At 63.9% G+C, this 20,977-nt stretch carries 20 protein-coding genes and 1 pseudogene; 10 read left to right on the forward strand and 11 right to left on the reverse strand.

What is annotated here, in order from left to right; genetic code table 11:
* The first annotated feature begins 25 nt into the window (after positions 1-25).
* A complete protein-coding gene (locus tag ACX0MV_RS11470) occupies positions 26-1,357 on the forward strand; it encodes a HAMP domain-containing sensor histidine kinase (RefSeq protein ID WP_458982633.1) in 1,332 nt (443 codons plus the stop codon).
* Positions 1,358-1,371: 14 nt separating this feature from the next.
* Here the strand turns inward: ACX0MV_RS11470 and ACX0MV_RS11475 are convergent, their stop codons facing one another.
* Entirely contained in the window at positions 1,372-1,938 is a 567-nt protein-coding gene (locus ACX0MV_RS11475) for a nitroreductase family protein (RefSeq protein WP_458982634.1), read from the reverse strand.
* 95 nt (positions 1,939-2,033) lie between these two features.
* Positions 2,034-2,405 (reverse strand): YkgJ family cysteine cluster protein, encoded by a 372-nt coding sequence (locus ACX0MV_RS11480; RefSeq protein WP_458982635.1) that lies wholly within the window; start codon positions 2,403-2,405, stop codon positions 2,034-2,036.
* Positions 2,406-2,603: 198 nt separating this feature from the next.
* Between ACX0MV_RS11480 and ACX0MV_RS11485 the strand changes: the two genes are divergently transcribed.
* Complete coding sequence (locus tag ACX0MV_RS11485) at positions 2,604-4,058, forward strand: TrkH family potassium uptake protein (protein WP_458982636.1); 1,455 nt, start codon at positions 2,604-2,606, stop codon at positions 4,056-4,058.
* 93 nt (positions 4,059-4,151) lie between these two features.
* A complete protein-coding gene (locus ACX0MV_RS11490) occupies positions 4,152-5,606 on the forward strand; it encodes a TrkH family potassium uptake protein (protein ID WP_458982637.1) in 1,455 nt (484 codons plus the stop codon).
* A gap of 35 nt (positions 5,607-5,641) precedes the next feature.
* Here the strand turns inward: ACX0MV_RS11490 and ACX0MV_RS11495 are convergent, their stop codons facing one another.
* Positions 5,642-6,643, reverse strand: a complete 1,002-nt coding sequence (locus ACX0MV_RS11495) for an AraC family transcriptional regulator (protein WP_458982638.1) — start codon at positions 6,641-6,643, stop codon at positions 5,642-5,644.
* 167 nt (positions 6,644-6,810) lie between these two features.
* Here ACX0MV_RS11495 and ACX0MV_RS11500 point away from each other — a divergent pair, with 167 nt between their 5' ends.
* Both ACX0MV_RS11500 and ACX0MV_RS11505 read left to right on the forward strand, forming a co-directional pair.
* The gene (locus ACX0MV_RS11500; protein WP_458982639.1) at positions 6,811-7,128 is read left to right on the forward strand and encodes an Mpo1-like protein; all 318 of its coding nucleotides are present in this window, start codon (positions 6,811-6,813) and stop codon (positions 7,126-7,128) included.
* A gap of 241 nt (positions 7,129-7,369) precedes the next feature.
* Positions 7,370-8,758 carry an adenylate/guanylate cyclase domain-containing protein gene (locus ACX0MV_RS11505; RefSeq protein ID WP_458982640.1) on the forward strand — a complete coding sequence of 463 codons (1,389 nt, stop codon included), beginning with the start codon at positions 7,370-7,372 and terminating at the stop codon, positions 8,756-8,758.
* A 202-nt stretch (positions 8,759-8,960) separates the two neighbouring features.
* Here the strand turns inward: ACX0MV_RS11505 and ACX0MV_RS11510 are convergent, their stop codons facing one another.
* Both ACX0MV_RS11510 and ACX0MV_RS11515 read right to left on the reverse strand, forming a co-directional pair.
* Complete coding sequence (locus tag ACX0MV_RS11510; protein WP_458982641.1) at positions 8,961-9,998, reverse strand: glycosyltransferase family 4 protein; 1,038 nt, start codon at positions 9,996-9,998, stop codon at positions 8,961-8,963.
* A complete protein-coding gene (locus tag ACX0MV_RS11515; RefSeq protein WP_458982642.1) occupies positions 9,995-10,804 on the reverse strand; it encodes a UDP-2,3-diacylglucosamine diphosphatase in 810 nt (269 codons plus the stop codon). The genes ACX0MV_RS11510 and ACX0MV_RS11515 overlap by 4 nt, the downstream gene beginning before the upstream one ends.
* A gap of 143 nt (positions 10,805-10,947) precedes the next feature.
* Between ACX0MV_RS11515 and ACX0MV_RS11520 the strand changes: the two genes are divergently transcribed.
* The 3 genes from ACX0MV_RS11520 to ACX0MV_RS11530 all read left to right on the forward strand — a co-directional run bounded on the left by ACX0MV_RS11520 (position 10,948) and on the right by ACX0MV_RS11530 (position 12,965).
* Positions 10,948-11,697, forward strand: coding sequence for a helix-turn-helix transcriptional regulator (locus ACX0MV_RS11520; RefSeq protein WP_458982643.1), 750 nt, complete (start codon positions 10,948-10,950; stop codon positions 11,695-11,697).
* Positions 11,698-11,781: 84 nt separating this feature from the next.
* On the forward strand, positions 11,782-12,117 hold the full coding sequence (locus ACX0MV_RS11525) for a tRNA-binding protein (protein WP_458982644.1): 336 nt from the start codon (positions 11,782-11,784) through the stop codon (positions 12,115-12,117).
* The gene (locus ACX0MV_RS11530; RefSeq protein WP_458982645.1) at positions 12,114-12,965 is read left to right on the forward strand and encodes a DMT family transporter; all 852 of its coding nucleotides are present in this window, start codon (positions 12,114-12,116) and stop codon (positions 12,963-12,965) included. Before ACX0MV_RS11525 ends, ACX0MV_RS11530 begins: the two co-directional genes overlap by 4 nt.
* On the opposite strand, the gene ACX0MV_RS11535 is transcribed toward ACX0MV_RS11530, so the two are convergent.
* The 6 genes from ACX0MV_RS11535 to recQ all read right to left on the reverse strand — a co-directional run bounded on the left by ACX0MV_RS11535 (position 12,966) and on the right by recQ (position 19,766).
* Positions 12,966-13,253: an Rdx family protein gene (locus tag ACX0MV_RS11535; RefSeq protein ID WP_458982646.1), complete on the reverse strand. Its 288-nt coding sequence runs from the start codon at positions 13,251-13,253 to the stop codon at positions 12,966-12,968.
* A gap of 59 nt (positions 13,254-13,312) precedes the next feature.
* Positions 13,313-14,716 carry a DHA2 family efflux MFS transporter permease subunit gene (locus tag ACX0MV_RS11540; protein ID WP_458982647.1) on the reverse strand — a complete coding sequence of 468 codons (1,404 nt, stop codon included), beginning with the start codon at positions 14,714-14,716 and terminating at the stop codon, positions 13,313-13,315.
* Positions 14,716-15,150, reverse strand: coding sequence for a MarR family transcriptional regulator (locus ACX0MV_RS11545; RefSeq protein ID WP_458982648.1), 435 nt, complete (start codon positions 15,148-15,150; stop codon positions 14,716-14,718). Before ACX0MV_RS11545 ends, ACX0MV_RS11540 begins: the two co-directional genes overlap by 1 nt.
* A gap of 108 nt (positions 15,151-15,258) precedes the next feature.
* Entirely contained in the window at positions 15,259-16,275 is a 1,017-nt protein-coding gene (locus ACX0MV_RS11550; protein ID WP_458982808.1) for a DUF2804 domain-containing protein, read from the reverse strand.
* A 107-nt stretch (positions 16,276-16,382) separates the two neighbouring features.
* On the reverse strand, positions 16,383-17,543 hold the full coding sequence (locus tag ACX0MV_RS11555; RefSeq protein ID WP_458982649.1) for a GGDEF domain-containing protein: 1,161 nt from the start codon (positions 17,541-17,543) through the stop codon (positions 16,383-16,385).
* Positions 17,544-17,639: 96 nt separating this feature from the next.
* Positions 17,640-19,766: a DNA helicase RecQ gene (recQ, locus tag ACX0MV_RS11560; protein WP_458982650.1), complete on the reverse strand. Its 2,127-nt coding sequence runs from the start codon at positions 19,764-19,766 to the stop codon at positions 17,640-17,642.
* Between the two features lie 150 nt (positions 19,767-19,916).
* On the opposite strand from recQ, the gene ACX0MV_RS11565 reads away from it, so the two are divergent.
* Complete coding sequence (locus ACX0MV_RS11565; RefSeq protein WP_458982651.1) at positions 19,917-20,504, forward strand: UPF0149 family protein; 588 nt, start codon at positions 19,917-19,919, stop codon at positions 20,502-20,504.
* A gap of 15 nt (positions 20,505-20,519) precedes the next feature.
* Positions 20,520-20,915 (forward strand): annotated as a pseudogene (locus ACX0MV_RS11570) (YbaN family protein); the annotation flags it as partial.
* Positions 20,916-20,977: the final 62 nt, after the last annotated feature.

Genomic DNA, 20,977 nt, shown 5'->3' on the forward strand with positions numbered 1-20,977 from the left:
CAAGGTCTGTTAACAAGGAGGTACCGTGCGATCACTGTTCTGGCGGATTTTTGCCAGCTTTTGGCTAGCCATCGCCCTGGTCGCCGGGCTCTCGCTGCTACTGGGCCGGGCGTTGAATCAGGACGCCTGGATTCTCAGTCAGCATCCGGCCGTCGACGGCCTGGCCGAAGAATGGACGCAGCGTTACGAACACCAGGGCGCCCAAGCCGCCCAGGCGTTTCTCGAGCAGCGTAAAAAGCAGTTCCGGATCAACGTGCAGGTGCTTGGCGACAATGGCCAACCCCTGGTCAGCGGCACCTTCCCGCCCCGCGCGGCCGCCTTCGAAGCGCGTGAAGAACACCGCAAGCGCCTGCCCTGGCGCCGCCTTAATGCCGATTTCCGCAGTGCGGAAAGTGGCGAAACCTACCTGTTCATTTACCGCATCCCGCACCCTGAGCTTGCCGCCTGGCATCGCGACAGCCTGCTCTGGCCGTTGAGCGCGCTGGGAATCGCCCTGGTGGTACTGACCTTGCTCAGCCTGCTGCTCACGCTTTCCATCACCCGCCCGCTGGATCGCCTGCGGGGCGCGGTGCACGATCTTGGGCAAACCGCCTATCAGCAACACAGCCTGACCCGCCTGGCGGGGCGGCGTGACGAACTGGGTGTGCTGGCCAGCGACTTCAACCGTATGGGTGCCCGCTTGCAAGGGCTGATCAGCAGCCAGCGCCAGCTGTTGCGCGATGTGTCCCATGAACTGCGTTCGCCGCTGGCCCGCTTGCGCATCGCCCTGGCCCTGGCCGAGCGCGCCGAGCCTGCTGAGCGGGAAAAGCTCTGGCCGCGACTGAACAAGGAATGCGATCGGCTGGAAGCGTTGATCAGTGAAATCCTCGCCCTCGCCCGCCTTGATGCCGACAGCGGCGCCGCGAAACCCATCGACCTAGTGGCGCTCCTGCACAAACTGCAGGACGACGCGCGCCTGGATGCGCCCGAACAACAGATCAACGTCCGCATTGCAGCCGGGCTCAGCTTCAACGGCTGGCCAGAAATGCTGCAGCGGGCCCTGGAAAACTTGCTGCGCAATGCCCTGCGGTTCAACCCGCCCGGTTACCCCATCAGCCTCAGTGCCGTGCGGCGACCGGGGGAGTTGTGCCTGAGCGTACGTGACCATGGCGTCGGCGTGGCGCCGGAGCACCTCGCGCGCCTGGGCGAGCCGTTTTTTCGCGCGCCGGGGCAGACCACCGCCGGCCACGGCCTGGGCCTGGCCATCGCCCGCAGGGCCGCGGAACGCCACGGCGGACGCCTGGAAGTCAGCAATGATCCGGCAGGCGGCTTCACGGCCCGCCTGATTTTACCGATCAAGGATGGCGCCGACGTCTAGACGGCGCGGCGTGTCTAGGCTGCGGGCCAGGCAGTGACGAAGTCGGCGACCTGCAATTGCGGCGGCGTCCGTAACTCGCGCTCAGGCGTGCCCAGGTACAAAAACCCGATGATCTGCTCGGCCTCGCTCAAGCCAAGCCGGCTGCCAACCAGCGTGTTGTAGGCCAGCTCGCCGGTGCGCCAGACCGCGCCGATGCCCTGCGCATGGGCAGCCAGCAGAATACCGTGCGCCGCACAGCCGGCTGCAATCACCTGCTCCTGCGCGGGCACCTTGCCATTCGCGTGCACACGGGCGATCACCACCACCAGCAACGGCGCCCGTAACGGCATGGCCCGAGCCTTGGCCTGCGCTTCATCGCTGAGCGGCTCGCTGCTGGCGCCTGCCAGGGCTTCGACGAACAGCTCGCCCAATTGCTCGCGCGCCGCGCCTTCGATCGTGAGAAAGCGCCATGGCCGCAATTGCCCGTGGTCCGGTGCGCGCAACGCGGCGCGAAACAGCAGCTCGCGCTGGGCGATATCCGGCGCAGGTTCACGCAGGCGCGGTACGGAAACCCGATTCAGCAGGCCGTCGAGCGCATCCATTGATCTTCTCCTGAAATAAGCAAAAGCCAATTCTAGCGGCCGAGGCCAATCCCCTGGAGAAAAAACCGCACGGCAGCGTGCCTTTAGGGGCCCGGCTAGGCGACCCGGTCGGGCGACAGGCTCGGCTGTATCGGCGGGGTCAGGGGCGGTAACCCATGCGCCTTCCGCGCTTCATCGCAACGCGGGTTGTGCTGGCCGTCCACCCACGACGCCTCGAACTCACGGCAGGGGCTGGCGCGCTGTTCGTACAGCGTGCAACGTACGACGTCACCCACTTCGCCTAGCAAGGCAACGCAGCGGGTAGGCTTGTACTCGGTGCCGCGCATGGCGACCCGATGCGGGGTGATCAGCACCACCTGCTCGTCGGGCACGGTTCCGCCGGCCGACTGGCATTCACCCCAGAAGAAAGACACACGAAAATGCGCGCAGCAGGCGCCACACGTAAGGCAAGGATTAGCGTTCGACATGATTTAGAGGGCTCAGAAACCGGCAAGGGCCGGCACCTGGCGGCTATTCTATGCTGCGCCATGCGCTTGTAAAGCGCCGGATGATGCTCTGCTCAACGGCTCGATTTTCACCGCTGCATGGCACCTGTAATAGCCGGTTTACAGCCGTTTCAGCGCGAGTAGAATGGCGCGCCTCGCCGTCCCACTTCGAGCCCGTTCATGGCTTTTTCGACGCTGCGCATCATCGGCTTCATTCTTGGCATCTTTCTGATCACCCTTGCCGTCAGCATGGTCATTCCCCTGCTGACCCTGGTGATATTCGAGCGCAATGACGATCTGGACGCCTTTCTCTGGTCAAGCTTGACCACCCTGATCGCCGGCCTCGCGCTAATTGCTCCCGGCCGCCCTGCTGATGCCCAGCTGCGCCCGCGTGACATGTATTTGCTGACCACCGCCAGCTGGTTGATCGTCTGCACCTTCGCCGCCTTACCGATGGTGCTGATTCAGCACATCAGCTACACCGACGCGTTCTTTGAAACCATGTCCGGCGTCACCACCACCGGCTCGACCGTCCTGGTCGGGCTGGACAACGCATCACCGGGCTTGCTGATCTGGCGCTCGATGCTGCACTGGCTGGGCGGCATCGGCTTTATCGGCATGGCGGTGGCGATTCTGCCGCTGCTGCGGGTTGGCGGCATGCGCCTGTTCCAGACCGAATCCTCGGACTGGGGCGAGAAGGTTCTGCCGCGATCGCATATGGCCGCCAAATACATTCTGCTGGTGTATTCCGGCTTTACCCTGCTCGGCGGCCTGGCCTTCTGGCTGGCGGGCATGAGCCCCTTCGACGCCATCAACCATGCCATGGCCTCGATCTCCACCGGCGGATTTTCCACTTCGGACTCTTCCCTCGCCCACTGGTCCCAGCCAGCGGTGCACTGGGTCGCGGTACTGTTCATGATTCTCGGCAGCCTGCCGTTCACCCTGTATGTGGCGACGATGCGGGGCAATCGCCGAGTGCTGATGAGGGATCATCAAGTTCGCGGCTTTATCGGCTTCCTACTCGTGAGCTGGCTGATATTCGGCACCTGGCTGCACCTCAACTCCGATCACAGCTGGCTGGACGCATTTCGCATCGTCGCAGTCAACGTCACCTCGGTCGTCACCACCACGGGCTTCGCGCTGGGCGACTACACCACCTGGGGCAGCTTCGCGGTTCTGCTGTTCTTCTACCTGACATTCGTCGGCGGTTGCTCCGGCTCCACCTCTGGTGGCCTGAAGATCTTCCGTTTCCAGGTCGCCTATGTACTGCTCAAGGCCAACCTGCAGCAGCTGGTTCACCCGCGCGCCGTGATCAAGCAGCAATACAACAACCACAATCTTGACGAGGACGTGGTTCGCTCGCTGATCACCTTTTCCTTCTTCTTCGCCATCACCATCGGCGTGATTGCCCTGGGCTTGACGCTGACCGGCCTGGACTGGGTGACTGCGCTGACCGGTGCAGCCACCGCCGTGTGCAACGTCGGGCCTGGTCTCGACCCAATCATCGGTCCGGCTGGCAACTTTTCCAGCCTGCCGGATGCCGCCAAATGGTTGCTGACCATCGGCATGCTGCTCGGCCGCCTGGAAATCCTCACCGTTCTGGTGGTCATCACCCCGGCCTTCTGGAAGCACTGATCACCTGCACGCCCAGCGATTTTTCGGCCGCCCTTACGGCTGACACGCAGATGCTTTTAGAATGGCAGCACTTTTTCCGCGGAAGCCCACTTAATGGCTTGGTCGACCCTGAGAACCATCGCCTTTATCAACGGCATTTTCCTGGTGACGTTGGCCATCAGCATGGCCGTACCGATGCTCACACTGGTGCTGTTCGACCGCGCCCATGAGCTCAACTCGTTTCTCTGGTCGAGCCTGATCACCTTCGTCGCCGGCATCAGCATGATCGCCCAGGGTCGCCCGCTGGACGTTCAGCTGCGTCCTCGGGACATGTACCTGCTGACAGTGTCCAGCTGGGTACTGGTGTGCATCTTCGCGTCCATTCCATTCATGCTCACCCAGCGCATGGGCCTGGCCGACGCGATATTCGAGAGCATGTCGGGGATTACCGCCACCGGTGCCACCGTGCTCATCGGCCTGGACGAGATGTCGCCCGGCATCCTGATCTGGCGCTCGCTGCTGCACTGGCTTGGCGGTATCGGCTTTATCGCCATGGCGGTGGCGATTCTGCCGATGCTGCGAATCGGGGGGATGCGCCTGTTCCAGACCGAATCCTCGGATCGCTCGGACAAGGTCATGCCGCGCTCGCACATGGTGGCCAAATACATGGTCGCCGCCTATGTCGGCATGAGCCTGCTCGGCGTACTGGCGTTCAACCTGGCGGGAATGGGGCTGTTCGACTCGATCAACCACACCATGTCGGCAATCGCCACGGGCGGGTTCTCCACGTCCGACCAGTCCCTGGGCAACTGGACCCAACCTGCCGTTCACTGGGTGGCGGTGGTGCTGATGATTCTCGGCAGCCTGCCCTTCGTGCTCTATGTCTCGACCTTGCGCGGCAACTTTCGCGCACTGATCAAGGACCAGCAGGTGCGCGGGTTTCTCGGCATCCTGTTCAGCGTATGGATAGTACTGGGCGCCTGGTACTGCTACAGCACCGACCTGCACTGGGCTGAAGCGTTGCGCCACGTGGCGGTCAACAGCACCTCGATCCTCACCACCACCGGCTTCGCCCTGGGCGACTACACGCTGTGGGGCGGTTTCTCCGGCATGCTGTTCTTCTATCTGGGTTTCATCGGCGGCTGCTCGGGCTCGACCGCCGGCGGGCTGAAGATCTTCCGCTTTCAGGTCGCCTACATCCTGCTCAAGGCCAACCTGCTGCAACTGGTGCACCCGCGCGCGGTGATCAAGCAGCAGTACAACCGCCATCGTCTGGACGAAGACATCGTTCGCTCGATCCTGACCTTTTCGTTCTTCTTCACCATCACCATCGCCATGCTCGCCCTGGGCCTCACCCTGTGCGGCCTGGACTGGATCACCGCGCTGAGTGGCGCAGCCAGCACGGTTTCCGGCGTGGGACCGGGCATGGGCCCGATCATCGGTCCGGCCGGCAACTTCTCCAGCCTGCCGGACATGGCCAAATGGCTGCTTACCCTCGGCATGTTGCTGGGCCGCCTGGAAATCCTCACGGTACTGGTGTTGCTGATGCCGGCCTTCTGGCGGCATTGATCGCGCCAGCGATGCTCTGGCTGGTCGGGGCACCGCTAAAGGCGCGCGCGGTATTCGCTCGGGGTGATCGAAAACCAGCGGCGGAATGCGCGGAAGAAGTTGCTCGGGTCAGCAAAGCCCAATAGATAAGCCACCTCCAGCAAGGTCAGCTTGGGCTGCGCCAAGTACTGTTCAGCAAGCTCGCGGCGCGTATCGTCAAGCAGGTGCTGGAAACTGGTGCCTTCATCCTGCAAGCGGCGTTGCAGCGTACGTTGCGAGAGGTGCAACGCCTGCGCCACTGTCTCGCGCTTGGGTTCGCCCTGGGGCAGCAGGCGGCACATCACCTGGCGCGCCTGATGTGTCACCCGACTTTCCGAAAAACGCGCCAGATACTCGCCGGCAAAGCGGTCATGCAGCTGGGCCAGCGATTCATTGGCGGTCGGCAGTGACATCTCCATCTCGGCGCGATCGAACACCAGCGCGTAATAGGCTGCGTTGAACTTCAGCGGCGCCTGAAAGACCTGCTGGAACGGTTCGAGATCGGCCGGCGGTGGGCCTTGGAACAATATCTGCTGCGGGCGGATCGGCTTGCCGGTCATCCAGCGGCAGAATGCCAGGGCATACGCCAGCGACGCCTCGATGCTTTGCCGGGCGGGCGGCAGCCGATCGCCGTGAATCGCCAGAACCAGCTCGTAGCCCGACGGCGTGGCGCGAAAGCTCAGGTCCGCGCCCTCGCCAATGATGCGCTGATAGCGAACCAGGCGGGCAAAGCCCTCCTTCAGCGTGCGGCTGGACATCAGCGCATAACCCACCACGTGAAACGAGGCCGGGCGCACTACCTTGGCCATGTTCAAGCCAATCGCCGGGTTGCCCGACAGCTCGACCGCGCGCTGCCACAGGCGCGTCATGCCGTCCTGGGGAAAGCGTGCATCGGGATCTTCCAGTGCGAGGTAATCGAGGCCCAGTTCGGCAAAGATCGACCGGCAGTCAACGCCGCCCATTTCCAATGCCTGGGCGATGCCCAGGGCCCAGTTCGACGAGGTGGTACGTTCGCTCATGGCGGCTTCTTGTTCGAGTCAGCGATAGGCCACTTAGCGCGGCGTGGCGGCCCAAGGATACTAAACTGGCACCTAATGTCACTGGCCCAGCAGGCCTCGACAACTAGACTGCAGGCATCGCCAGCGACCATCCGCCCGCTGGCCAACGACCGACCCGGAGGCATGCCATGGCCACTCAAACCAGCGATCGCTACACCAGCTTCGCCGAGTTCTACCCCTACTACCTGCAGGAGCACAGCAACGACACCTGCCGGCGCCTGCATTACGTCGGCAGCCTGCTAGTTCTGGCGATCATCGCCTATGCCATCGGCAGCGGGCAGTGGCTGTGGTTACTGGCGGTGCCGCTGGCCGGTTACGGGTTCGCCTGGGTCGGTCACTTCGTCTTCGAGAAGAACCGGCCGGCGACGTTTCAATACCCGCTCTACAGCCTGATGGGTGACTGGGTCATGCTCAAGGACGCCCTTACCGGCCGCATCCGTTTCTGAAAGCGCCCGCGCCGCGGGCACTTGCCGGCGATAAAGTCACCCAACCGGTCGATGGCGCAACGACACCGTTCAGCCGCCATGCTTGGCTGTGGCGGCCGTGCTTGGTTATGATCCCCCAACTTTGTCGCTTACCGCTCTGAGTCGGCTGTTGAAACTACCTTCGTAGCCCTCAACGCTGCGGGTTTGCCGACTTCCAGGCGTCCGGTAGAGACGTCGGATACCAGCAGGGATCATCGCTTGCATGAATGTCACCACCATGAACCGGCTTAACGCGCTACCGGCTCCGCCGCTGCGCGAATATTACTCGCGCGTACTGGCGTATATCGCCATTGCCGCAAGTATCGCGGCGGGCACCTACGTTCAGCATTTCGGTTACGACATCCTGTGGATGGTGCCCTACGCCCTGCTCTACCCCCATCTGGCTCACCAGCTGAGCTTGCGCTTCAAGCGTGATCATCCGCAGCGCACCACCCTGGTTCTGCTGTTTGTCGACGCCATGCATACCGGTGCGGGGGTGACCTTGCTCGGTTTCTCCATCGTGCCCAGCCTCATGGCCATGCTCGTTCTGGTATTCAGCGCGCTGGTGGTCGGCGGCCTGCGCTACTTGGGCCTGGCGCTGTTGATCGCGTTCAGCGCCAGCATCCTGATGGCCGCGCTGAGCGAGGTGCGCTTCAACCCTGAAACACCGCCAATAGCCTCCGCGGTCAGCATCATTTTCGCCACCCTGTACATCTGCATCACCGCCTACTTCGTTCACCAGCAGGGCCTGCGCTTGGCCCAGGTGCGCAGCGACATCAAGCGCGAGCAGGAAAAAGCCGCACGGCTGGCTCGCAACCTAGCCAAGTACCTGTCGCCGCAGGTGTGGGAATCGATCTTCAGCGGCAAGAAAAGCGTGCGCCTGGAAACCCAGCGTAAGAAGCTCACCGTGTTCTTTTCCGACATCAAGGGCTTCACCGAGCTGTCCGAAGAGCTGGAAGCCGAGGCGTTGACCGACCTGCTCAATACCTACCTGAACGAAATGTCGAAGATCTGCCTGAAATACGGCGGCACCATCGACAAATTCATCGGCGACAGCGTCATGGTGTTCTTCGGCGACCCCGCCAGCAAAGGCGCCAAGCAGGACGCCGTGGCGGCTGTTTCCATGGCCATTGCCATGCGCAAGCACATGAAGGTGCTGCGCCAGCAATGGCGAGCCCAGGGAATTACCAAACCGCTGGAAATCCGCATGGGGTTGAACACCGGCTATTGCACGGTCGGCAACTTCGGCGCCGACACCCGGATGGACTACACCATCATCGGTCGCGACGTGAACCTCGCCAGCCGCCTGGAAAGCGCCGCAGAAGCCGGCGAGATTCTGATCTCCCACGAGACCTATTCGATGATCAAGGACGTGGTCATGTGCCGCGACAAGGGCCAGATCAACGTCAAGGGTTTCACCCGCCCGGTACAGATCTATCAGGTAGTGGATTTCCGCCGCGACCTGGGGGCGACCTCGAGTTATGTCGAACACGAGCTGCCGGGCTTCTCCATGTACCTGGACACCAACGGCATCCAGAACTTCGACAAGCAGCGGGTCATCCAGGCGCTGCAACAGGCTGCCGAGAAGCTGCGCGACAAGGTCATCATGTAGGGCATAAGACTTCGCCCCCACGATAAATTCACCTCTGCGAAATCGCAGGGCGGACATGCCGCAGGCTTGTCCGCCATTGGCGTGGCCAGCAGCGGTGGACAAGGCTTCGCCATGTCCACCCTACAAATCCACTTAAGAAGCGACATCTGTAGCCCGAATCCAATCCGCCGCCGAGCTAGCAGCCTGCCTGGGAACGGAGCGTCTAGATGCTTGACGCCGACAGCTGGGGTTGCAGGTAGCGTTCGCCGTCGATCAATGGCTGCTGCGCCAGAAAATCCAGGGTCGATGCGCGCCACGATTGCCGCGCTGCCGACTCGACACAACGCTCTTTATCCAGTTGCATTGCGGCGAGGCAGGCGACGCGCAAATCGTCGTCCATCACGCCGGTGACACCGGGCTCGAGCACATCCAGCGGCCCGGCCACTGGGAACGCGGCAACCGGCGTGCCGCAGGCCAGGGCTTCGAGCATGACCAGGCCATAGGTATCGGTACGCGACGGAAACACCAGCACGCTCGCTTGCCGGTAGGCCTCGGCCAGTGCCTCGCCATGGCGATACCCGAGAAATTGCACATGCCCGTACTCGGCCTGCAACGCTTCGCGCTGCGGGCCGTCGCCAATGACCTGCTTACTGCCGGGCAGATCGAGGTCGAGAAAGGCCTGCAGGTTCTTTTCCGGGGCGATCCGGCCGACGTAGAGGAATACCGGTGTGGCCTCATCCGGCTGTTGCGCGGTCGGGCGAAACAAGCCGGTGTCGACCCCTTTGCGCCACACCACCAGGCGCCGCAAACTCTGCCCGGCAAACTCCTCGCGCAGCCGCTCGGTGCTGACCAGAACCGCCTGGCTCGGACGGTGAAACGCACGCAGGTAGGCGTAGCCCCAGCGCAACGGCAGCCATCGCCAGCGGGTGTTGATGTACTCCGGAAAGCGCGTGTGAATGGCGCTGGAAAAAGCCAGCCCGCGCTTTTTCAGCCAGCGCCGCGCCGCCCAGCCCAGCGGCCCTTCGGTGGCGAGGTGCACGCAATCGGGCTGAAAGTCGCGAATCGTCGCGCCGACTCGCCAGAGATCCCAGACCAGCGGAATTTCCGGGTAGCTCGGGCACGGCAGGTGGTTGAAGTCCTGCGGCGACAGCATCTTTACCAGGTGGCCGAGGCCGCGCAGTTCGGTCACCAGCGCCTGCAGGCTGGTGACCACACCGTTGACCTGGGGATGCCAGGCGTCGCTGACGATCAGGATTCTCATGCGAGCTGCCCGAGTGCGGCTACTTCAGCCTCGCGCGCCTGCTCGTCGGCCAGGCGGTAGAGCTGGATGCTGCCGTCGAGGTGCTCGATCAGCGCCGAACAGGATTCCACCCAGTCGCCGCAGTTCATGTACTCGACCTCGCCGACCTTGCGGATCTCGGCGTGGTGGATGTGCCCGCAGACGGCGCCGTCGAGGCCACGCTTGACGCACTCGTGGGCGATCGACTCCTCGAAGTCGCTGATGAAGTTAACCGCGCTCTTGACCTTGTGCTTGAGGTACGCCGACAGCGACCAGTAGCCATAGCCGTAACGGCGGCGCCAGTGGTTGAGCCAGCGATTGAGGGTCAGGGTGAACTCATAGGCCGAGTCGCCGAGAAACGCCAGCCAGCGGTGGTAGCGCGTGATGACGTCGAACTGGTCGCCATGGATCACCAGCAGCCGGCGCCCGTCAGCGGTGACATGCACGACCTCGTTAACCAGACGGATATTGCCCAACACCAGGCTGGAATAGCCGCGCAGGAACTCGTCGTGGTTGCCGGTGACATAGATCATTTCGGTGCCGCGCTTGCTCATGGTGAGCAGGCGGCGGATCACGTTGGTGTGAGCCTGGGGCCAGTAGATGCCGCTTCGCAGCTTCCAGCCGTCGATGATGTCGCCGACCAGGTACACCTTGTCAGCCTGGTAGCGCTTGAGGAACGCCGCCAGGTGCTCGGCCTGACAATCGCGCGTGCCCAGATGAACATCGGAAATCCACAGGGTGCGGACACGTTGCTTGCGACTCGGCTTGACCAGTTGCGCGATGCTCATGGGCGGGCTCCACCAGGGTTTGCCCGAGCTTGCGCACCCAGGGTGAAGCGGTTGTGACAGCGCGGTGGCATTTCGGTGACAGACCTCCCGCGATACTGGCCGCGCAGGGCTGGTAAACTGGCCGCCCCGCTGAGGAAGCCGCCATGTCGTCATTGCTCTCGTTGCGTCGCTACAGCCATGAATTGATCAGCCACAGCCATGCCCACGCGCAGCTGGTGTTCGGCCTGAGCGGGCAACTGGATTTCGAGGTGGACGGCCTGGGCAGCCAGGTCATACGCCAGACGCTGGCGGTGGTACCAGCACAAACGCCCCATGCCTGCGGCAGCGCAGGCGGCAGCCACTGCCTGGTTCTCGATGTGCCCTCCGAAAGCTGGCTGCACCTGCACCTCGGTGCCCATGCCGATGCCGGCAGACGGCTGCTGGACAAACCCGGCGCGCTGCACCTCGCCCCGGCGCAGAGCCAATTGGTCAACTGGCTCGCGGCCAGCGCGATCAACGACCCGGTGATTGCTCAACAGGGCGCGGCGCTGCTGTTGGCGAGCCTGGCCAGCGAGCGTGCGTTCGTTGCCCGCGAGCAACTACCGCTGGCGGCAATCGATGCGCATATCGATCGCCACGCCGCGCACCCGTTGCAGGTGGCCGATCTCGCGCGCCTCGCCGGGCTGTCGGCGGCCCGCTTTCACGCGCGCTTTCTTGCCGAAACCGGGCACACGCCGATGGAGTACGTGCGCGCCCGGCGCCTGCAACTGGCCCGGCACCTGCTGCTGCACAGCCGCCTGGCGGTCGGCGACATTGCCGCGCAGGCCGGCTACAGCTCGCAGAGCGCCTTTACCGCCGCGTTTTCCCGCCAGTTCGGAGTAACCCCGCGAACGCTGCGCGGCGTGCGCGAGTAACGCGCTAAACAGCGCGATTCGCGCGACAGACAAGCGCGGCGCACACACCCTAGACTGCAGCCACGAATGGTCGAGGACAGTGTCATGGCGCACATCGAGTGGGACGATTTTCAACGAGTGGAATTGCGTGTCGGTACCGTGCTGAGCGCGGAGCCGAACCCGAAAGCGCAAAAGCCGGCCTACGTGCTGCAGGTCGACCTGGGTGAATTCGGCGTGAAGACTTCCAGCGCGCAGCTGACCGGTCACTACCGCAGCGCCGAACTGGTCGGCCGCCAGGTACTGTGCGTGTGCAACTTCGCCCCCAAGCGAATTGCAGGCATCCGCTCCGAGGTGCTGGTGACGGGTGTCTACGACGCCGAGCAGAAGGTCGTGCTGGCCAGCTTCGACAAACCCCTACCCAATGGCGCGCGCCTGGCATGACGCAGACGCGGGCACTCCTGGCGATTCACCTCGGCGCCCTGCTGTTCGGCCTTTCGGGTATTTTCGGCAAGCTGGCCGCCACCACGCCCTGGGCGATCGTCGGCGGCCGCGCCATCTTTGCGGTGGCCGCGCTGGCGCTATTCGCCCAGTTGTTCAGCAACCGCCAGGCGCAACGGCCGACTATGCGCCAGTTGGGCATGCTGGCCGTCGGTGGCCTGTTGCTCGGCAGCCACTGGCTGACCTTCTTCGAGTCGGTGAAGATCGCCGGCGTGGCGATTGCGACCCTGGGTTTCGCCAGTTTTCCCGCCTTCACCGTGCTGCTCGAAGGCCTGCTGTTTCGCGAGCGCACCCGCCCGTTCGAATACGCCATGGTCGCGGTGGTCTGCATCGGCCTGGTGCTGGTGACCCCCAGCTTCGATCTGGCCAGCGAGGCCACCCTGGGGTTGTTGTGGGCGGTGTCGTCGGGCCTGCTGTTCGCTTTGCTATCGCTGCTTAACCGCGCCAGCACCCGCGGCCTCGACCCGGTACAGGCGGCGCTTTGCCAGAACCTCACGGTGCTGGTGTGCTTCATGCCGTTCGCCTGGTCGACGCTGCCGAGCATGAGCGCACGTGACTGGTTCTGGCTGGCAATGCTGGGAATCTTCTGCACCGGCCTGGCCCACAGCCTGTTCGTCGCCAGTTTGCGGGTGATCAAGGCGCGCAGCGCTGCGGTGATTTTCGCCCTGGAACCGGTCTACGGCATCTGCTTCGCCTGGTGGCTGTTCAACGAGCAGCCGACGCTGCGCATGCTGGCCGGCGGCACCTTGATCGTGCTGGCGATCTTCGTTTCGGCGCGCATGGCGCGCTGATCAGCGGGTACGCTCGCTATGGCCGAGGTCGCGTTGCGGGTCGATCTGATCGCGCAGGCGCTGCTTGAGCACCTTGGCCTCGGGAAAACCGCCATCGGCCTTGCGTTCCCAGAGCTGCACGCCGTTGCAGGTGATGCGAAACACCCCGCCAGTACCCGGTTCGAGGCTGACCTTGGCCAGGTCGTCGGCGAAGGTCAAGAGCAGCTCCTGGGCCAGCCAGGCCGCGCGCAGCAGCCACTGGCATTGGGTGCAATAGGTGATGGTGACTTCGGCTTTGACGCTGGGCATGCTCTGCTCGACTCGCAGGTGGGGTCGCCATCATAGCTGCCTCGCGGTGAACCGCGCGATCAGCTGCGGTTGCGGCGCATGCCCCAGGCGGCCAGCACGGTCAGGGCGAACACTGCGCCCATCAGCCAGAAACTCTGCTGAAACGCCAGCGCCTCGGCTGCCCGGTCCGCGCCCTCATGACGGTGCCGCCACTCGAGAAAGAATGTCAGTAAGTTGACGCCGAAGGCACCGCCCAACTGGCGCACGAAGGTAATCGCGCCCGCGCCCTGGGCCAGTTCTTCGGCGCTGAGGATATCCAGAGAGCCGGTACTCAGTGCCGGCAGCAGCAGGCCCAGCCCCACCCGGCCGACACAGGCCCAGAAGCACAGTTCGACGAACGAGGCGCCCGGCCCGATCCAGCCGAGGCCCGCCGAGGACAGCGCGAACACCAGCAAGCCACCGATCAGCAGCACCGCCGCCGACAGGCGATCGCTCAACCAGCCGCCGAAAAACGATGCGGCGCCCATCAGAATGCCGGTCGGCAGCAACAGCAAACCCGCGCGCCCTGCACTGTAGCCTTCCACTGTCTGCAGGTAGAGCGGAATCAGGTAGGTCGACCCATACAGCCCCACACCCAGCGTCAGCGCCACCCAGCTGGCGCTGCGAAACCCGGCGTGGCGCCACAGACGCAACGGCAACAAAGGCTTGAGGCTGCGTTTACTGCGCACGAAGAAACCGGTGAACGCGGCCAGGCCAAGCAACCCCGGTAGCCAGACGCGCAGCTCGTACCAGTTGAACCGCTGCGCCTCGGCCAGGGCGCCAAGCGATGCGAACAGCGCCACGCCGAGCAAGGCGAACGCCCAGACATCCAGAAATGGCGTGCTTTTCTCGCGCTGGCTCGGCAGCAGCCATTGCGCGCCGATCAGCGCCAGCACGCACATCGGCAGCGGCAACCAGAACACCGCCGCCCAGCCGAAATGATCGACCAGATAACCGCCGATGGTCGGCCCCAGGGTCGGCGCGACCATCACGCCCAGGCCATACACGCCGAGCGCCATGCCACGTCCGCCCTCGGCGAACACGCGAAAGATCAGCACCGTCGCCAGCGGCTGAATGATGCCGGCACACACGCCCTGAACGATACGCAGGAAAATCAGCTGCCAGGCGCTTTGCGACACCAGCGCCAAGACCGAGGTGATGATGAACAGCAGCAGGCCGAGCTGCGCCGTACGCCGCGCGCCAAAACGCGCCTGGGCCCAGGCCGCCAGCAGCAAGCCTGCGGTCATTGCCGCGAGAAAACCGGTGGACAGCCACTGCGCCATTGGCCGGCCAATGGCGAAATCCAGCATGATCGCCGGCAACGCCACGTTGATGCTGGTCGAGGCCAACACCATGGCCATGCTGCCGACCATCAGGATTCCCAGCAGCCAGCGCGGGTAATGCGCGCCAAAGCGCGCCTGAAGCGCCGCCAGGTCTTCCTGCATCAGCGCTTTTCCAGGTTACTCAGGATGCGCGCGTGCACCAGTTGGCAACGACGCAGCTCTTCTTCGTCGATGCCGTCGAACAGCTCTTTACGCAACTGGGTGGAGATCGCCTCGATCTTCTCGATCAACGGCAGGGCTGGCGGACAGAGCGCGATTTTCTTGGCACGGCGATCTTCCGGCACGGCGTGGCGACTGACCAGGCCCTGCGCTTCAAGGCTGTCGAGCAAGCGCGCCAGGGTCGGCCCCTCGACGCCGACGCTCTGCGCCAGTTCGCGCTGGGTCGGCAGCTCCTTGAAACGGCCCAGGTGCAGGAGCACCAGCCAGCGCGCCTGGGACAGGCCCAACCCGACAAGACGGCGATCCAGCTCGGCGCGCCAGGCGCGGGATAACTGGGCTAATTGCATGGCAAAACGGTGCTGATCTGAGTGGGACATGGATTACGGCTCTAACCATCAAAATCTAATTATTAGTTAGCTAACCATAGCCGCAAGCCCGAGATCAAGGTTGGGTTTACCCTGACGTCGCATTCAGGAATGAAGGCGTCACCACTTCACATATTGGTCCTCGACGAAGCCCCACAGATTGTCGATGGTCACGGCTGGGCGCCCCTGCGGCCGCAACACGCCGCTGAACCGACCGAAAATCTGCTTGAAGTTGCTGGCCAGGATGCCCAGGTTCATCCGCTCCGCATGCAGGCCGTAGGCGTCGAAGCGCAGTTGCACCTGCCCATCGCCCGACTCGATGCGCCATGGCCGTAGCGCGTGGTCGCGGTCAAACTCGAAGCGCACTCCATCGCACCTGATCAGTTCACCGTCGAGCCAGAAACAGTTCTCGCTGAAACTGGTTTCGTTGACCCCGCACGACAGGTTCAGGCCGACGCGCTGAGCGCCCGCCTGGCCGGACAGGCACGCCCAGTTCCAATTGGTTTCCGGGCGCATGTAGCCCGCCGACCAATCGTGGTGGGCGAAGGCGTCGATCGCCGTCAGGTCGAAATCGCCCAGGCTGCTGCGCACCTCGCCCTGGCAGCGCACCCCCGCGACCTTCTGCGCATAGACCCAGCCGTTGACCGCAGTCGGCGTGTTCAGGCACATCGGCTGAAACGCCGGCTGCTGCTCGGAAAAACAGGCGTCGATGCGTGTGCCGTCGTCCAGTTCCACCAGCAGACGCTTCTGCCGCGGCGTTGCGCTGTTCTCCAGGCGCAACAGGTTGCGGCCGCTGCGCAACTCGCAGGTGCCTTGCTGCGGCCGCTGAGAAAAGCGGCTGCCCACTCCCAGGGGCAATTTGAATTGGCGCTTGAACATGCGCCCGCTGGCCGGGTGGAACAGATAGACGAAGCCGACCCCGGCCAGGCTCAGGTTGGCCAGCGCGCAGCCGCCGATCAACTGGTCGCTGATCAACCCGAAATACTGGAACTGGTGAAAACGCCGCCATTTCGCCAAGGCGCCGAGGCGCCTGCCCATGGGCGAGCGGAAGTCGAAATCGCGGTAATTGATCACGTCGGGCGGCGTCTGGAACAGGCCATAGAGCGGCTGGCCATTGGCTTGAATCAGTCGGTCCATCGGGGTCGCGCTCATGAGGAAGTCGCGGCGATGCTAGCACCGCCCCTGCTGAACCACAGTCACTGCAGGCGCCATCGTGAGCGGCAAAATCGGCCAGCGTCTCGCCGCTACACCACCACCTGATTGCGACCAAAGGCCTTGGCCTCGTAAAGCGCCCGGTCGGCATGTTCGTAGAGTTGCGCCAGGGCACCACTCTCGCTGGGTTGCAGGCAGGCCACGCCAATCGACATGGTCAGCGCATCGGCGGTGTCCGAACCGCGGTGCTCGATGGCCAGCGTCTGCAGCGCCGCGCGCAGGGACTCCGCACGGTGGCGCGCCTCATGCGTATCGATGTCGTACAGCAGCACGGCGAACTCCTCCCCGCCCAGGCGTACGGCCATGTCCAGCGGCCGCCGGGCGGACTCCGCGAGCAAGCCCCCGACGCGGGCCAGCACCTTGTCACCGGCCTGATGCCCGTAATGGTCGTTGTACGCCTTGAAGTGATCGATATCGCACAGCAGCAGCGCCAGCGAACGGCCTTCGCGTTGCGCCTGACGCCACAGCAATTCGAACTGGCGGTTGAAGCTGCGGCGGTTATGCAAGCCGGTGAGGCTGTCGTGGTCGGCCAGCACGCGCATCAGCTGGCTGATCAGGAAATGCTCGCGGGATTTCAGCTCCAGCAGGTAACAACCGACCGCGCCGATCAGGTTGCCGAACAGCAGAAAGAAAATATTGTTGGTCAGGCGTGACCCGGGAATGCCCGCGACCCATTCGACGCCGACATAGACCAGCAGAACCACCAGCGAGCAGCCAAGTGCCTGAATTAGGCGCAGCCCCACCAGAAAATACGCGGCCATGCACACCAGCAGCAGACCTTCATAAGGATAGAACGGGTCACCGGTATGGCCGAAGCCGATCACCAGCGAGGAGCCGACGCCGAACGTAAGGATGCTGGCCATGCTCAATTGCGGCAGCCAGGCCAGGTAGCGCCGACGCAGCAGAATGCCAGCGTACCCCACCAGTATCGCCAGCACCGCTACGCGCACGGCCAGCATCCACCAGACCTCGGGGCCCTTCACTAGCAGCACGTCGAACACGGAGAACGCCAGCCAGATCAGGATGCCGACGCACAGCGCCATCCGCCTCAGGTCGTAGGAATCCTCCAGCATGTACGCGCGGTATTCGCGCTCCAGTGGCCGGTTAAAACGCAGGGAACGAAAACCCAGCGCCAGCTGATCGGCATACGGGCTGGGGCGGACATCATCGAGCCAGGCAAGGGGTTGCTGCACCGTGACCTCTACTATGGACGGCCTGCTGAGCCACTGACATCAGTGCAGCACAGTTCGCCGACTTTAACACCGCCCCGCGCCGATAAAACGCACGGATCAGGCTTCGAATTCCGCCTGCAGTGCCGCCCGTACGCAATGCAACACGCCGAGCTCAACGCGCCCGGCGAACAGCTCGCCAATGGTTGCGGCGGCTGGCAATTCGCCTTCGCCATCGAGGAAGGCGTCCTGAATCTCGCCGAGCAACGCCTGCGGCAGGTCCAGCGCCTGCTCGAGGGACAGCTGTTGCCGGCCAATCGCTTCGGCCAGCAAGCCATAGACGTTCTTCTCGGTGCACTTGAGCTGGGCGGCGATCTGCGTCGGGGTCATGCCCGCGCGGGCCAGGCTGACCAGTTCGTGGCGCAGGTCGAGCACTGCGCGGGGCGCCTCGTCCTTGCCTGCCAGTACGTCGAGAAACGCCTCGCCATAGCGCTCCAGCTTGCGCGCGCCGACGCCGCTGACGCGGGCCATTTCGGCCAGGGTACTCGGCTTGCTGCGCAGCATTTCCAGCAAGGTGGAATCGGGGAAGATCACATAAGGCGGTACCCCATGCTCTTCCGCCAGCTTGCGCCGCAATGCACGTAGCGCTTCCCACTGCTCGCGCTCGTCGCCACGCACCAGTTGGCTGGCGGCGCTGCTGGAGCTTTTAGCGGTGTGCTGCGGCTTGAGGTCGCGGCGCAGCTGCAGCGTGACTTCGCCGCGCAGCAAGGGTCGGCAGCTGTCGGACAGGCGCAGCCCGCCGTAACCCTCGATATCGACATCGGCCAGGCCGCGCGCCACCAGTTGGCGGAACAGCGAGCGCCATTCGCCTTCGGCAAGCGCCTTGCCGACCCCGAACACCGACAGGTGCTGATGGCCGAGGCTGCGCATCTTGTCGTTGTCGCGACCGAGCAACAGGTCGACCAGATGCCCAACGCCGTAGCGCTGGCCGCTGCGGTAGATCGCCGACAGTGCCTGGCGCGCCGGCTCGGTGGCGTCCCAGGTCTGCACGCCATCGACGCAGTTGTCGCAATGGCCGCAAGGCTGTGGCAGGTCTTCGTCGAAATACGCCAGCAAGGCCTGACGCCGACAGCGGGTTTCTTCGCACAGCGCGAGCATGGCATCGAGCTTGTGCTGCTCGACCCGCTTGTGCCGCTCGTCGCCTTCGGAATTGTTGAGCATCTGCTTGAGCAACAGCACGTCCTGCAGGCCGTAGGCCATCCAGGCGTCCGCCGGCAGACCATCGCGGCCGGCACGCCCGGTTTCCTGGTAGTAGGCCTCGAGTGACTTCGGCAGGTCGAGGTGGGCGACGAAGCGCACATTGGGCTTGTCGATGCCCATACCGAAGGCGATGGTCGCCACCATGATCAGGCCTTCCTCGTTGAGGAAGCGCTTCTGGTGATAGGCGCGCAACTCGTTGGCCAGGCCGGCGTGGTAAGGCAGCGCCGGGAAGCCCTGCTCGGAGAGGAAAGCCGCCACCTCGTCGACCTTCTTGCGCGACAGGCAGTAGACGATGCCCGCGTCGCTCTTGCGTTCGGCAAGGAAGGCGAGCAGCTGCTTGCGCGGCTGATCCTTGGGCACGATGCGGTAGAAAATGTTGGGCCGGTCGAAGCTCGACAGAAAACGTTCGGCGTTCTGCAGGTGCAGGCGCTGGACGATCTCCTCGCGGGTGCGCATGTCCGCCGTGGCGGTCAGGGCGATGCGCGGAACATTCGGGAACAGCTCGGCAAGCTGGCCCAGCTGCAGGTATTCCGGGCGGAAATCATGGCCCCACTGCGATACGCAATGCGCTTCGTCGATGGCGAACAGGGCGATATCCAGGCGCTGCAGAAACCCCAGCATGCGCGGCTGCACCAGGCGCTCCGGAGCCAGGTAGAGCATCTTGATCTCGCCGCGCTCGATTCGCGCGGCAATCTCACGCTGCTGCTCGGCGCTTAGGGTGGAGTTCAACGCCACCGCCGCCACGCCGAGTTCATCCAGGGTCGCGACCTGGTCATCCATCAGGGCGATCAACGGCGACACCACCACCGCCAGGCCGTCGCGCAACAACGCGGGCACCTGGAAACACAGCGACTTGCCGCCGCCGGTCGGCATCAGCACCAGCGCATCGCCGCCACCCGCCACCCGCTCGATGATCGCGCCTTGACGGCCACGAAAGCTGTCATAGCCGAAAACGTCTTTTAGGATGCGCAGTGCCTGGTCGAGCATGTAGGGGTCTCCGAAACGAGCGGGGCATTATACGCACCTGCTTGCCCGGCAGGTTTCGATCTGTTTTACCGTGGATCTCCTAGAACTCTGGCTGCTGTAACGGGTCTGGACTAGAATCCAGCCTCGTTTACTTCTTCTAGGTAGCCCCCGATGTCCTTCGCCGAGCAATTGTCCCGCCTGCAAGCCTTTCTCGACGCCGATGAGCTGCATGAAGAGGCCCTGGACTACGTGGCCGCTCACGGCTACCTCACCGCCCTTTCGATCTGCCCAGAGCAGGTGCCGACGCGTGAGTGGATCGACGCGCTGTTCTCCGAACCGCCGCATTATCGCAGCGATGCCGAGCGCGACGACATCGAAGCGACCCTGGTGCAGTTGCAGGCCCATATCGCGCGGCAACTGGCCAGCGACGACGACCCGGAAGTGCCCTGCGAGCTGGACCTAGGCGAAGACCCGGACGATTCCGACCTGCGCGGCTGGTGCATCGGGTTCATGGAAGGGGTGTTTCTGCGCGAAGCGGTCTGGTTCGACGACGCCGAAGACGAAGTCAGCGAGCTGCTGCTGCCGATCATGGTCGGCTCCGGTCTGTTCGATGAACAACCCGAGTTCGCCGAAATCGCCCGCGACCGCGATCTGATGGACAGCATGGTTGAGCAGATCCCCGAGCTGCTGACTGCGCTGTTCCTGCTGTGCAATGCGCCGGAAGAAAAACCGGCGCTGCTCAAGCCCCGCCACCACTAAGCCTGCGCCATCGCCATGGCGCGGCGTATCGAAGAAAACGCCAACCCGGCCATCCGCTACGCCCTGCTGACCCTTGGTTGGCTGTGCGTGGTGCTTGGCGTGGTCGGCATCTTCCTGCCGGTATTACCCACCACACCCTTTCTATTGCTGGCGGCTGCCTGTTTCGTGCGCAGTTCCCGGCGTTTCTACCTGTGGCTGGTCGAGCATCCGCAACTCGGCCCATGGATTCGCGATTACCTTGAAGGCCAGGGCATACCGCGTAAGGCCAAGGTCTACAGCATCGCGCTGATGTGGCTCAGCATCGGCCTGTCCTGCTACCTGGTGCCGCTGTTCTGGGCGCGGGTATTCATGCTCAGCAGCGCGGTGCTGGTCAGCCTGTACATCCTCAAGCAGAAAACCCTGGCCGGCCCTCGCTCCGCTCCGGCTACGGCGGACTTCGAGCAAAAAAAACCCGCCACCCACGAGAGTGACGG

Source organism: Pseudomonas cistanchae, assembly GCF_054483635.1.

Bases quoted from the DNA above. Each gene is read 5' to 3' on its own strand.
- ACX0MV_RS11475 (WP_458982634.1), bottom strand. From the start codon at position 1,938: ATGGATGCGCTCGACGGCCTGCTGAATCGGGTTTCCGTACCGCGCCTG.
- ACX0MV_RS11480 (WP_458982635.1), bottom strand. From the start codon at position 2,405: ATGTCGAACGCTAATCCTTGCCTTACGTGTGGCGCCTGCTGCGCGCAT.
- ACX0MV_RS11485 (WP_458982636.1), top strand. From the start codon at position 2,604: ATGGCTTTTTCGACGCTGCGCATCATCGGCTTCATTCTTGGCATCTTT.
- ACX0MV_RS11490 (WP_458982637.1), top strand. From the start codon at position 4,152: ATGGCTTGGTCGACCCTGAGAACCATCGCCTTTATCAACGGCATTTTC.
- ACX0MV_RS11495 (WP_458982638.1), bottom strand. From the start codon at position 6,643: ATGAGCGAACGTACCACCTCGTCGAACTGGGCCCTGGGCATCGCCCAG.
- ACX0MV_RS11500 (WP_458982639.1), top strand. From the start codon at position 6,811: ATGGCCACTCAAACCAGCGATCGCTACACCAGCTTCGCCGAGTTCTAC.
- ACX0MV_RS11505 (WP_458982640.1), top strand. From the start codon at position 7,370: ATGAATGTCACCACCATGAACCGGCTTAACGCGCTACCGGCTCCGCCG.
- ACX0MV_RS11510 (WP_458982641.1), bottom strand. From the start codon at position 9,998: ATGAGAATCCTGATCGTCAGCGACGCCTGGCATCCCCAGGTCAACGGT.
- ACX0MV_RS11515 (WP_458982642.1), bottom strand. From the start codon at position 10,804: ATGAGCATCGCGCAACTGGTCAAGCCGAGTCGCAAGCAACGTGTCCGC.
- ACX0MV_RS11520 (WP_458982643.1), top strand. From the start codon at position 10,948: ATGTCGTCATTGCTCTCGTTGCGTCGCTACAGCCATGAATTGATCAGC.
- ACX0MV_RS11525 (WP_458982644.1), top strand. From the start codon at position 11,782: ATGGCGCACATCGAGTGGGACGATTTTCAACGAGTGGAATTGCGTGTC.
- ACX0MV_RS11530 (WP_458982645.1), top strand. From the start codon at position 12,114: ATGACGCAGACGCGGGCACTCCTGGCGATTCACCTCGGCGCCCTGCTG.
- ACX0MV_RS11535 (WP_458982646.1), bottom strand. From the start codon at position 13,253: ATGCCCAGCGTCAAAGCCGAAGTCACCATCACCTATTGCACCCAATGC.
- ACX0MV_RS11540 (WP_458982647.1), bottom strand. From the start codon at position 14,716: ATGCAGGAAGACCTGGCGGCGCTTCAGGCGCGCTTTGGCGCGCATTAC.
- ACX0MV_RS11545 (WP_458982648.1), bottom strand. From the start codon at position 15,150: ATGTCCCACTCAGATCAGCACCGTTTTGCCATGCAATTAGCCCAGTTA.
- ACX0MV_RS11550 (WP_458982808.1), bottom strand. From the start codon at position 16,275: ATGGACCGACTGATTCAAGCCAATGGCCAGCCGCTCTATGGCCTGTTC.
- recQ (WP_458982650.1), bottom strand. From the start codon at position 19,766: ATGCTCGACCAGGCACTGCGCATCCTAAAAGACGTTTTCGGCTATGAC.
- ACX0MV_RS11565 (WP_458982651.1), top strand. From the start codon at position 19,917: ATGTCCTTCGCCGAGCAATTGTCCCGCCTGCAAGCCTTTCTCGACGCC.